Consider the following 12,976-nt stretch of genomic DNA (forward strand, 5'->3'; position numbering starts at 1 on the left):
TCAATCAGCAACTCATTTCCATCTATACTCTACATAATTAGATCTACCGCAAGACCAACGGGTTAGGCCAAATAAATGTCTTGATACGCTGTTTTATTCGGCAACCGACCTAGACTAAGGTTAACTTTTAACATTCCTGTCCGATAACCACTATTGTACAAGAGTGCGTCGACCGATATTTCCAAACGTCCAACACAGGCATATTGATATTTATGATATTGAATAACCTCACCATCAAACAGAAGATCCTGCTGACCGTGACATTTGCAGTGCTACTGTCGACCATACTCGTCGGCGTATTGAGCCAAAACAGCGCAAAAAGTGTCGTACAACAACGTATGCTCGGGTCGGAAATGCCCAGCTTAATGATGCAAATACGTAATAAAATTGAGTTGGATATCTCCAGCTTAATGAACGCGGCGGAGCAACTCGCTAACAGCCGTATGCTGCTGCAATGGCTCGAAAACGATCGCCCGCAGGAGCAAGAGCCCCAAGTGATAGCCCAATTAAAGGACATCACCCGTCAATATAAATTGGCCCAAGCCTCCTATGCCGATAGGCAAACCGCCGCCTATTACACTCAGGACGGTTTTTTGCGCGTGCTCACCCCCGCACAGGATGGCTGGTTTTTTGGCTATCGAGATAGTGGCCAAGAACGCATGTTGAACGTGTTTACCGAAGCTAATGGTGAGGTAAAACTCTTTATCAACTACCAGCAACCCAATGGTCGTGGCTTAGTCGGCCTCGCCAAATCCCTCGATGATATGGTGCGTTTACTCGGTTCTTTTAAAATTGAAGATACGGGGTTTGTTTACTTGGTCGATGCTAAGGGCGAAGTGAAACTCCACCCCGATCCACAGCAGATAGGTAACAGCAGCCTCAGCAGTTTGTACTCAGGCGCCAACTCAAGTTCATTGCTGAATCGTGGCGATTTCAATTTAATCGATCTAGAGATCAATGGCGAAAATACCTTTGTGGCCAGTAGCTATATTCCTTCAATGGATTGGTACTTGGTCGCCCAAGTCCCAGAGGCTGAGGTATTTGCGTTACTAAAAGATGCCGCCTACCAGATCCTTATTTGGACCCTGATTATTGCCGCTGGCTTTATTATGCTGGCGATTGTGGTCGCAGGCTCGGTCAGCCGCCCTATTGCCCAGGTCGCTACCATGTTCCGTGATATTGGTGAAGGTGAAGGTGATCTGCGTCAACGCTTACCCGTCAATGGCGAAGATGAAATTGCGCAGTTAGCTCAAGGATTTAACAGCTTTATCAGCAAGATCCAAGAATCGGTGATTGAGGTAGCGCAAACCAGTGAACAACTCGGGTTTTCGGCGAAGGATGTATCAAATCAAGCGCAGCAAACCTTAGAAGACAGCCACGAGCAGAAAGATCGCACTATGATGGTGGTCACCGCCATCAATGAGATGGGGGCAACGGTCAATGAAATCGCCAGCAATGCCGCCCAAGCTGCGGTTGCCGCTAAAGATGCCGATACCGAATCCAGCAGCGGACAAGTAGTCGTCACCCGCGCCCGCGATACCATTAATCAATTGTCTAAGGATGTGGAACAGGTCGGTGAAGTAATTGAATCCCTTGCGACTCACACTAAGTCCATTGGGGGGATTTTAGATGTGATCCGCGCCATTTCCGAACAAACGAATCTGTTGGCGCTAAATGCTGCTATTGAAGCCGCCCGCGCCGGTGAAGCGGGACGCGGTTTTGCCGTTGTGGCCGATGAAGTGCGCAACTTAGCATCACGTACTGCGGCATCGACCAACGAAGTGCAAGGAATGATAGACAAACTGCAGTCTGAGGCGAGTCGCGCCGTAGCGGCAATGGCACAGAGCCGTACTCGCTCCCATGAGGGGGTCGCTGCCGTCGATGAAGCCAGTCAATCCTTAGTCGGTATTAGTGATCGCATAGGTTTAATCAGCGATATGAACATTCAAGTGGCCGCCGCAACGGAAGAACAATCGACAGTAGTGGAGGATATCAACCGTAATGTGACTGAAATTAACGATATCACCCAACGCACCGCCAACACGGCCCAAGCCGCAGCGCAGGCGAGTCTTGCCCTGAATCAGTTAGCCCACCGCTTAGATACCTTAGTGGCTAAGTTTAAGGTGTAACACTTGATTCCAGCCCATAAAAAACGCCTTAGATGGAAATATCTAAGGCGTTTTTCTTTATTTTCGCGAATGCTTAATCCATAGCAATAAATTTAATCGTTAATGGATATTTATATACCTTACCCTCACTGGCTTTAATGATCCCAAGCACTGTGCACACAAGATCCAAAATAGCGAGCGCAATTAATAAGATAAACCCAATGCCAATAAACGCTAGCACGATACTGATAATCACATAGATCAGCAAACTCAGCTTAAAGTTCAAACAACTACGGCCACATCGATCGACAAATGCGGACTCTTCACGCTTCATCAGCCAGATAATCAAAGGACCAAGAATCGAGCCCAGCGGCACTAGGTATCCAACAAAGCTTGAGGCGTATACCAGTAAGCCAAAATCTTTATCACTTTTTGTCACAGGTTCAATCATAACGTCATCCCTGTTTTATCATTTGAATATAAATACTTATTTACCACTTGGCCCATATAAACGCATCTGCCAATCTTCGACCCTTTGGGTTGTTAAACGGCGCTGCAGACTATTAACCCAGCTCTGTGCTAAACCTTCGCAGGAGGCGAGTCGATCATAGGCACTAGCATCAAAGTGGGAGGAGAAATAGAGTGACATAGCCTCGGCTACACAGATATCGGTTCGACGCTCAAGCAATTCAATTTTATCCTGTAACTGAATGACTCCAGGGGTGAGTACACGGTAGAACCAGCCGCATAATTGGCTTTGCTGCATAGCCAAGGCGAAATCCCTGTGACCAAATTGCAGGTTTAACTTAAAACAGGGTGAACGGGGCTGAGTGACCTGCACTGTTACCTGACCAATCTGCAGGACATCACCAATATTCACTTGGGTTTCATTGAGCCCTACTGTGCTGATGTTTTCCCCCATACAGGGGGCATCTTCGAACCGAGTAATTAAATCCCAACGGCGATACTGACCATAGTGTTCACGGGGGAAATGATGCAGCACCCGGTCGAGTCCGCCATGGTGTTTAGGATCGGCCTGGGTATCTCCTTCGACATGGTCGAGATGTACTATCAGTTGTTCTGTTGCCTGCTTACCGTTAATCCCTGTTGAAATCCCTTCAATTTCTTGGATATTTGACCCTGAATACAATCCAGATAACTTGTTTACCAACAACATCGGTAACTCCCCTCTCAATGGCTGACGAGACATTAATACACCCGATGACACTTCAGCACACACCAGCAACTAAGGCCAGACTAAATAGCCACTTAAAATTGTAAATCCCTCGATCGGGCGAGCAAAACCTTGGCATTCTCTGGGAAGCTTATTGTGAAAAAAGCAGATGTCCCCGCATGCGAAACCTCATAGTAAAACATTTAAGTTCAATAATTTAGTGATTTAACACAACTTGATTACGCCCCGCCTCTTTTGCTTGATATAAGGCTAAATCGGCTCGTTTAATTAAATCTTCTACGGGTTCCTGCTCCTGAAATTCCGCTACGCCGATACTGGCCGTAATAGAGATGTGAATCCCGTTAACCTTAAGCTCCCGTTGAGAAATCGTCCGACAAATCCGTTCGGCAAGTTCCGCCGCTCGACTTAAGTCCATTTCTGGCACTAGGATTAAAAACTCCTCCCCTCCCCAACGGCACAACACATCTTGCTCCTTAAGTTGGCCGCGCAATAGATTGCATACGGTTTTCAATACGAGGTCGCCAATACTATGTCCGTAGTTATCATTCACTTTTTTAAAGTGATCTATGTCGAGCAACAAGATAGATAGGGTGGCTTGATCCGACTTGGCTTTCTCCAATGCGCGATGACAATACTCTTCAAACACTTGGCGGTTAGCGGCACCAGTGAGTTTATCCGTCGATGCCATGATCTCCAACTTACGTTGGTAGCGGCCCAAGGTCATATTGGAGATAAATAGAATGCCAATAGTTACCACTAGGCTCAGCGCCAAATTGCCCCAGAAGGTATTAAGGAGTTCTTGTTCCTGCGGGGCTTCTTCCTGCTCAACAATTAAATACCATTTAAACTCAGGGACTAAGCGGCTATTCAAATAGATGGTTTTATCATTTTTATGATAACTAAAAGCCGCACTCGGGCTAGTCAAAATACGCGTCGCTAAGGTGTCGAGGCCAGCACTGGTTTGCAATGAAGCGGCACCATCATATTCATCGCCATGTAGAGTCACATTGCCCTGTCTATCGGTAAAAAAAACCCGCCGATTATAACGTTTTTGATACAGCTCAATCAGTGACTTGACCTTCTCTACCGCTAATCCAACACCAGTAACACCAATAAACTTACCTTCAAAATCAAATACTTTGTAGTTTACAAATACGGTTGTCTTAGTACGATCCGCCGTATCTGCATCAATATTGATCTCATAATGCTCAGCCTCAGGCAAAGAGCGCACCCTAAAGTACCAAGCGTCATTTGGTTCAACATCTTGAATTTGCGTTAAAATACCCTTTGGATGGTAATAATTACGACTCTGCTCGGAGACAAAAAAACTCGTCACAGTGCCGTACTTTTCTTGGATTTCCTTCAAATACCGAATGAGCTTCTCTGGCTCTTGTTCGCGGTTTAATGTCCAATCTCGAACAAAGGTGTCCTGGGCCATCAAGGAAGAAATAAAAATGGGACGCAGCAGATCCTGTTGAATTTCTGAGTAAATATTATCGCTGGTGAGGGGTAAGGTATTACTCTCAATTTGCTGACTGAGTGAATCATGGGCAACTTTGTAACTGATACCGCTAGTGACCAAAAATGCAGCCAATAACAATACCGACAGCAACCAAATAAATTTCTTTTTATCATTCCAAACGTGATTGCCCATTCTCAACTCCAACGACGACATACTTTGAACGGCTTATTGTTTTTTAAGTATTTGAGCTAAACAAATGTTAACGCAATTATGTAACTGCCGCACAACATTTCAGCAATATGAACGTTCTAGGGGGGAATAACATTTTTTGGGTAAAAAAATACCCCGTTGGGGAAACGGGGCAAAACATGCGAAACAACAAGGTGGGAGAAAAGCATCAGAAAACGTTAAGGGACAAGTGCTATTCGTCACTGTGAATAATCTACCAAGCCTAAATGACAAAAAGATGACTCAAGCCCTAAATAACAACTCTTAAGCCCGTTCTTTTGTCTCTAAATACTGTTTCAGTGCATCCCCAGGAATGGAACTGTCAGTCGCCACCGCAAACGCCGCCCAGATAGCACCTTCGGCCATGGCTTGGGTAATCGTCTGCCCCAGGCACAAGCTATGTATTAATCCTGCCGCATAGGCATCTCCGGCACCTGTGGTATCGACGACTTTAGTGGGAACCGCGGGGACATGCTGCACCTGATCTTGGGTATATACCTTGGCCCCGTTAATGCCGTCGGTAACCACAAAGTAACGGAGTGAATCCCCAGCAATACTCACACCATAGTCCCAGAATGCGGCTTCACATCGCCCCTGCATATCACTCGCAGATGCCAATAGCACATGGCAGGGCCTTGGCCTATCGTCCTTAGCTAATTGCGCCACAACGAGGCAGTGGTCTAGTGCTGTTTTTGCCCAACTGGCGACCCCCTCGGCCGAGGTATTAAAATACAGTGCATCCCACTGCTGCCACTTGGGTGGCACAGATAATTCAAATATCGGTCTTTGGGGGCGAATAATAGTGCGCTCACCGTCGGGGGTCATCACAAGCAGCATTTCACAGGTATTGCCATGGCGGCGCTGCACCAAACGACAATCGAGCCCTTGCGTACTCGCCTCTGCAATGACCCAATCCCCCATTTCATCCCGGCCGACCTGGCTAACCAGTGCGACCCTATGACCCGCCCATACTAGGCCGAGCCCGGTATTCGCCCCACCTCCGCCCAGCCTTTGTCCACCGTCTTGATAATGAAAGCGACCACCTGTTTTTAATGGTTTATCAAGTAATAAAATTCGATCACAGTTGAGATTGGCAACCAGCAAAATATTCGCCATTACACGGCTCCAGAAAGGGTGGAAAGAAAAGCGCCAGTTTAGAGACAAGAAGTGCTCCCAATCTAGACCAAAATCCCCTTAGGGACAATCCGGGGCTAAGCATATCAGGATGAGGATATAGGGTAAGGCGATATCGGCTCTACCAAGAAGAATGAATACGTTGGAGTTTTATAACACTGAGGTCGAGCCAATAAAAAAGAATATCTGTTATTGAAGGAGCGGGTGGAGCAGCAGGCCACAGTGGAGGAACCTAACTGCCCCTTAAAATGACAACCCAATTAACCTATCGGCGTCAATGGTGATAGGGAGGTCAATTTCACTTCGAGCTGCCAATCGACGACCACCATATCAGAGGGTTGCCAGCTCTCATCAACCCACTCGTAAATCAGCCCAGGATCCTCCTCGGCATTGACTAACAGACGACGTCCATCCTTTAAAACTAACGTATAATCAAGCCCTTGAGCATCAACACTCTCTATGTCCCCCAAGACGTTATGATGAATGGCCGAAATGGTTCCTGTCGCCTTTACGGCTTGGGCCCCCTTAGCTCCGCTGTAAAATTTTAATGCCTCGTTGGCCGCGGGTTTATGAAATATAAACTCCTCTGTCACGCCCACTACGAGCGACGGGTCAAGTTCATACCAGGCGGGTATCCATAATGCGTTCATTGTCATCCCGTTATATCCTGCATAATAATGTTACGGACGGGATCATTCTGCCTTAACCTAGAGAGAGAAAATACTGTTCAAAGATAAAATAATTTTTACCGTACTCAGCCCCAAATTATCCCCTTTGACACAGCAATAAAAGACTGAACAACAAGGTCATATCATCAGGATGCGATCTAGGACACTCGTATTGGACTCTCTTTATCTTTCTGTTAGTTTGGGAAAACGAATAGGTAAAATGACACATTCTGTTAGCACAGTGATCCTAGAGCGAACCTGAGCGTATACAGTCGCATTACTGATAAGCCTTTACCACGCTTGCATTGCAGGCCTACAAATATGGAGTTTGCTTGCCCTATGGAAAAGCCGAACATGCAAAACCCTCAATCCCTCAAACTCACGGGTGATAATGAGGCGCAAAAACGTCAAGCACTAAAGCAATATTTTAATCAGACCTGGACACAGTACGAATCACTGTTTGATCTTATCCAACAGGATTGCGCCTACTATCTAAAAGCCGAGCCGCTACGCCATCCATTGATCTTTTATTTTGGCCATACGGCGACATTTTACATCAATAAACTCATGCTCGGTAAATACCTCGATGTACGGGTTAATGATCATTTTGAGTCGATGTTTGCCATAGGTGTCGATGAGATGTCCTGGGATGATTTAAATGACACCCATTACCAATGGCCCAGCGTGTCGGATGTTCGCCAATATCGTCAACAGGTGAAAGAAGTGGTTAACAGGGTCATAGACACTATGCCACTGCCATTGCCAATAACCCAAGAGAGCCCTGCCTGGATCATTCTGATGGGGATTGAGCATGAACGTATCCACTTAGAAACCTCATCCGTCATCATACGCCAACTGCCACTCGAGCATGTCGCTCCTAACCCACTCTGGCCCGAATGCCATGACTCGGATGTCGCCGAGCCCAATCAACTCATTGCCGTGGCAGGGCAAAAAATAACCCTAGGAAAACAGGAAGCGGATCAAACCTATGGTTGGGATAACGAATACGGTAATAAATCCTTTAAGGTAGCCGATTTTAAAGCATCAAAGTTTTTAGTCACCAATCAAGAATATCTCGCCTTCGTTACGGCGGGTGGATATCAAACGGCGCATTTTTGGAATGAAGAAGGTCAAGCCTGGCTCGCCTATACACAGGCCAAAATGCCACGTTTTTGGCGCCAGCGGGAGGGAAAATGGTGGCAACGCAATTTGACGACAGAAATCCCTCTCCCCTTGAATTGGCCTGTGGAGGTGAACCAGCTCGAAGCTAAGGCTTTCTGCAATTGGAAATCCAAGCAAAATCAAAGTAATATTCGTTTACTCACCGAAGCAGAATGGTACATTCTTCGGCAAAATATTCCCGTCGATGCGCCAGATTGGCAGGAGGCCCCTGGCAATATCGCCCTAGCCTACTACGCCTCTTCCTGCCCAGCCAATCGGTTCGAACATAATGGGTTTTTCGACATTATTGGCAACGTCTGGCAATGGACAGAAACGGCAATGGATGGCTTTAACGGTTTTGCCGTGCACCCTCTGTACGACGATTTCTCGACCCCGACCTTCGACGGTAAACATAACCTCATCAAGGGCGGTTCTTGGATTTCCACGGGGAATGAAGCAATTGCCTCCTCACGCTACGCATTCCGGCGCCACTTCTATCAACATGCGGGCTTTCGCTATGTGGAGTCCCTACAAAATCCTGCCCAAATGGCCGAGGTCAACGTGTACGAAACCGATGAACTGATTTCCCAATACCTTGAATTTCACTATGGTGCCAAATATTTCGGTGTCGCTAACTTCTGCGTTAATGGCGTGCAGCAAGCCCTGAGTGAAATTCAACTCACCCATACAGTTAAAGCACTCGATATTGGCTGCTCCGTCGGACGCGCCAGTTTTGAACTAGCAAAAGTGTTCGATCATGTGGATGGTATCGACTTTTCGGCGCGTTTTATTCAACAGGCCTACGCGCTGACCGAACAGGGTGAGAAGCGCTACACCATTCGCACTGAGGGTGACTTGCAGGAGTTTAAGAGTGCGAGTCTGGCTAAACTGGGTTACCAAAATGAGGCTAAAAAAGTCAACTTTATGCAGGGAGATGCCTGCAATCTAAAGCCCATCTACACAGGTTACGATTTAGTGTATGCCTCGAATCTTATCGATAGATTACAAGATCCTAAACATTTCCTCGCCAGTATTGGCCAGCGGATTAACCAAGGTGGATACCTTGTGATTGCTTCGCCATACACTTGGCTTGAAGATTATACGCCGAAGGATAAATGGCTAGGTGGCGTTAAAGTCAAAGGCGAGAACTTCACCACCTTAGACGGCTTAACCGAAACCTTAATCGGCCAATTTGAGCTGGTTGCGGTGAAGGAGATTCCCTTCGTGATCCGCGAGACTAAACGTAAATTCCAACATTCCATCTCGGAAATGACCATTTGGCGTAAACGCTGATCCCATGTATTAGTGTGCTGTTATTAAGTCATACCATAAAAATATCCGCCAGAAATCCATTTCTGGCGGATGTGTAACATCCAGCTCAGTCATATTATTTGCAGCACCAAAATGGTGAGAACACTGCAAGAGGATATAGAGCTAACCTACACCTTAAACTGTGCCGTTGTTAAACCAAGTTGATTGGCTAAACCCAATAAGCTGCGTGTACTCGCCGCCACTTGGCTGATCGCCGCACTGTTCTCCTCCGCCGCCACGCTTAACCCTGCAATCCCCTGGGCAATTGTGGCCGACACTGTTGTTTGCTCCTCCGCAGCGGTAGCCGTTTGGATCATTAATGCCTTTAAGGTTTCCAAACGCACAGCGATATCATCCACTGCGGATTGCATGCCGTCGGCATCTTCCGCGGTTTTTGATGCCTCGGTTGTACAAGTCACACTATGCTGCGCCAATACACTCGACTGCTGCTGAATCCCCTGTAGTACATGACCAATATCCTGAGTCGCCAACTGAACCTTAACCGCTAATTGACGCACCTCATCGGCCACCACAGCAAAGCCACGGCCATGCTCGCCGGCTCTCGCGGCTTCAATCGCAGCATTGAGGGATAATAGGTTTGTCTGTTCGGCAATGGCATTAATCACCGCCAATACTGAGCCGATTTTCTGACTGTCGGCCTCAAGACTACCCACCTGTTGATGAATAGTCGCAAAGCTGTCTAAGGTAATTTTCAAACTTTGGCGGGTACTCGCAAGATTTTGCGACAGAATGCCACTCGAATGAGTGCAAGCGGACACTTCATCGGAGGATTTCATGGTGTTAGCGCTAATTTCTGCCGCGGCATAACTCATTTCTTCGACAGCGGTTGCAAGCATATCCGTTTCTTTCGCCTGCATTTGAATGCTGCAATCGGCTTGGGTCATGGCGGCAGAGTTTTGTTCGGCGGCGAATTCGAGTTCATGCCCAACACCCACCAACTGGCTAATGATTTCTTTGAGCTTAGTTTGCATCCGCGCTAGCCAACTCATCAGATGATTATCGGAATGCCTGTGGGGCAAACTATGGGTCAAATCACCGGAGGCGATCATACTGGTCAACTGGCACATATCCTCGGGCTCACCGCCTAAGGGGGTAAGCACAAAGCGGGTAACCCACTTAGCCGCAGCAATGGCAAGCACTATGGATAAAACACAGATAATTAAGCCTATGTACATCATGCGATAAGCTGGTGCAGCGATTTCGCTTACATCAATCTCGGCCATCAGTCCCCACTTCAATCCCATCTCTATCACTGGGGAATAGGCTGATACCACAAAATTATTATTGTAATCATATAGCTGCATCACGCCTTCCTCACCTGCTAGCGCCGCTTTTACTGCGAGAGTATCGACCCCATTGTGGGCGACAGAACCCGCAAATGAAGCCGATACGGTCCGTTTAACCGGATCGAGAAAAGAGTCGGAACGCATGCGATTATCTGGGCCGATAAGATAAGTTTCACCTGTGTCCCCCATGCCTTCACGAATTTGCATGACTCGATTAATTCGCTCAATCGAGACCTGTGCAGCAACCACGATCCGCTGCTGATTGTACTGAATCGCTTGACCGATAAATGCCGCAGGTTGACCATTTGAAGGAGCGTATGCCGAAAAATCCTGTAGCAACACAGCTTCTGATGAGGCTAATGCCCGCTCAAATAACTGTGCCAGTCCAGAGGTACGATAGGGGCCAGTCCGCAAATTAGTCCCATAATCCGGCTCCTTTGCCACGGTATAAAATACACTGCCATCGTCCTTAATAATAAAAAGATCATAGAAACCAAGAAGTTTATTAAGGGATTTTAGGGTTTGATCTAACCCAGATATAGAGTCAAGATTTGGCTGACTCGCAATAATGGCACTCACCGACTGTAGGTTATCGGAGAAGTCTTGAAACATGCCGCTAATCTGTCGCTGCTTTATCTCACGCACTGCGATAAGCCGCGACTGGGCTTCGGTAAATAACTCATTTCGAGCGAGGTAAGTGACGCTTGCCGTCGCCACTACCAGAGGCAATAGCACTATTAATAAGCTGATCAGTTGAATCTTACGAGTAAAACCCATGGGATGACTCCTTGTCGCACAACAAATTCCATTTTGATTTACTATAGGATAAGAACTCTCGCTAAACAAAGCGCGGCGATTTATTTTAATAGTGCAACCGCGAAACTTGATATAACAACATAATGTACAAGCGTATTTTTTGGTGTCACCCCGTTAATCTCCCTTAAATATTAAACAGAATAACGACAGGTAAATGCGCAGATAGAGCGTGCAAACCTTATCCAGCCCTCCCACCGAAAATAATGTATGGAAATTTACCAAATATGCATATAAATTCATCCAAAGCCAATTTATAGGGGAATGCTCATGGGTTTAATTGAACAAGTATCAGTCGCTAAAAAAGCTAATATCTACTTTGACGGTAAAGTTGCCAGCCGCAGTGTATTTTTTGCCGACGGCAGTAAGCAAACTTTAGGTGTAGTGCTGCCTGGAGAATATGAATTCTCGACTTCTCAGGGTGAAATCATGGAAGTCACCAGCGGTACATTTGAAGTCCAGCTCCCTGAGGCTTCAACCTGGGAAACCTTCGAAGCAGGCACACAATTTGAGCTTGCCGCCAATGTTAGCTTCAAAATCCGCAATACAGCCATTGCCGAATATTGCTGCAGTTACCTCTAATCATCTTGATTGAGTGAAAGTTTCAATATCAATAGTGAATAGAATGCCCACTGTGATGCTTTATCTCAGCACTGTGGGTATTTTGTCCCGCCAGATTATTTTTCCTTGCCACGATCGCATTATCAGAATGCTTTATCCGTCTGGCATTTATCAACCTAGCCATTTTATCAAACTAAATCAGCTCAGTTTAAATCTCTCGACTCAAAGCATACGAAATCGAGCATGTTAGAATCGTCGATTAAAACAATACTAGACGACCGGTCTAATTTAACTTATGCTACGCCACATGAAAATTGAAACTCAATCCACTCGCCAGCACATTCTCGACATCGGCTATAAGCTGATCCTACGAAAGGGCTTCTCCAGCGTCGGCTTATCCCTACTGCTGCAGGCCGCCGAAGTGCCTAAAGGCTCGTTTTATCATTACTTCAAATCCAAAGAACAATTTGGCGAAGCGCTGATAACTGATTATTTTGAGAAATATCAGTTAGATTTAGACGCATTATTCAATAACTCGACACTGACGGGCTATCAACGCTTAATGCAGTACTGGCAACAATGGTTGCATGTGCAAGCCGATGGCTGCGTAGATCAAAAGTGCCTCGTCGTGAAACTCAGTGCCGAAGTGGCCGACTTATCCGAAGCCATGCGCCTTGCCTTATTGAAAGGTTCCGCCGGCATCATAGACAGGTTAACCACCTGTGTTCAAGTGGGCATAAACGATGGCTCAATCGCTAAGCAAGATCCACAATCGAGTGCTGAAATGTTGTATCACATGTGGTTAGGCGCCAGCTTGATGAACAAGTTAGGCCACAGCCCCGCGGCACTCGAACGTGCGCTCGTGACGACTAAAGCCATTTTAACACCTAAAACGGCCCCTTAATCTAAACCGACTCAAAACTAATATTGGCTGATATTGATCAGCCAAGGATTTTTAAAAATACCGTTTCACGCTCCGACATTAGACGACTGGTCTACTAATTTAAAGGCGCTAATTAATACAACGT

At 46.6% G+C, this 12,976-nt stretch carries 10 protein-coding genes; 4 read left to right on the forward strand and 6 right to left on the reverse strand.

Annotation, left to right across the window (positions count from 1 at the left end; translation table 11 throughout):
• Positions 1-212: 212 nt before the first annotated feature.
• Positions 213-2,129, forward strand: a complete 1,917-nt coding sequence (locus tag COW15_RS06910; RefSeq protein WP_293631211.1) for a methyl-accepting chemotaxis protein — start codon at positions 213-215, stop codon at positions 2,127-2,129.
• 73 nt (positions 2,130-2,202) lie between these two features.
• Here the strand turns inward: COW15_RS06910 and COW15_RS06915 are convergent, their stop codons facing one another.
• The 5 genes from COW15_RS06915 to COW15_RS06935 all read right to left on the reverse strand — a co-directional run bounded on the left by COW15_RS06915 (position 2,203) and on the right by COW15_RS06935 (position 6,783).
• Entirely contained in the window at positions 2,203-2,559 is a 357-nt protein-coding gene (locus COW15_RS06915; protein WP_293631212.1) for a DUF4870 domain-containing protein, read from the reverse strand.
• A gap of 36 nt (positions 2,560-2,595) precedes the next feature.
• Positions 2,596-3,285 (reverse strand): MOSC domain-containing protein, encoded by a 690-nt coding sequence (locus COW15_RS06920; protein ID WP_293631214.1) that lies wholly within the window; start codon positions 3,283-3,285, stop codon positions 2,596-2,598.
• Between the two features lie 214 nt (positions 3,286-3,499).
• Entirely contained in the window at positions 3,500-4,957 is a 1,458-nt protein-coding gene (locus COW15_RS06925; protein ID WP_293631216.1) for a diguanylate cyclase, read from the reverse strand.
• A gap of 300 nt (positions 4,958-5,257) precedes the next feature.
• The gene (locus COW15_RS06930; protein WP_293631218.1) at positions 5,258-6,109 is read right to left on the reverse strand and encodes a PfkB family carbohydrate kinase; all 852 of its coding nucleotides are present in this window, start codon (positions 6,107-6,109) and stop codon (positions 5,258-5,260) included.
• Between the two features lie 278 nt (positions 6,110-6,387).
• Entirely contained in the window at positions 6,388-6,783 is a 396-nt protein-coding gene (locus COW15_RS06935; protein WP_293631219.1) for a hypothetical protein, read from the reverse strand.
• A gap of 351 nt (positions 6,784-7,134) precedes the next feature.
• Here COW15_RS06935 and ovoA point away from each other — a divergent pair, with 351 nt between their 5' ends.
• The gene (gene ovoA, locus COW15_RS06940; protein WP_293631221.1) at positions 7,135-9,249 is read left to right on the forward strand and encodes a 5-histidylcysteine sulfoxide synthase; all 2,115 of its coding nucleotides are present in this window, start codon (positions 7,135-7,137) and stop codon (positions 9,247-9,249) included.
• A gap of 146 nt (positions 9,250-9,395) precedes the next feature.
• On the opposite strand, the gene COW15_RS06945 is transcribed toward ovoA, so the two are convergent.
• On the reverse strand, positions 9,396-11,351 hold the full coding sequence (locus tag COW15_RS06945) for a methyl-accepting chemotaxis protein (protein WP_293631222.1): 1,956 nt from the start codon (positions 11,349-11,351) through the stop codon (positions 9,396-9,398).
• Positions 11,352-11,657: 306 nt separating this feature from the next.
• Here COW15_RS06945 and COW15_RS06950 point away from each other — a divergent pair, with 306 nt between their 5' ends.
• Positions 11,658-11,969, forward strand: a complete 312-nt coding sequence (locus tag COW15_RS06950) for a pyrimidine/purine nucleoside phosphorylase (protein WP_293631223.1) — start codon at positions 11,658-11,660, stop codon at positions 11,967-11,969.
• Between the two features lie 286 nt (positions 11,970-12,255).
• Positions 12,256-12,852 (forward strand): TetR/AcrR family transcriptional regulator, encoded by a 597-nt coding sequence (locus COW15_RS06955; RefSeq protein WP_293631225.1) that lies wholly within the window; start codon positions 12,256-12,258, stop codon positions 12,850-12,852.
• Positions 12,853-12,976: the final 124 nt, after the last annotated feature.

Origin of the sequence: Shewanella sp. CG12_big_fil_rev_8_21_14_0_65_47_15 (assembly GCF_002783505.1) — a bacterium.
Taxonomy (GTDB): Bacteria; Pseudomonadota; Gammaproteobacteria; order Enterobacterales; family Shewanellaceae; genus Shewanella.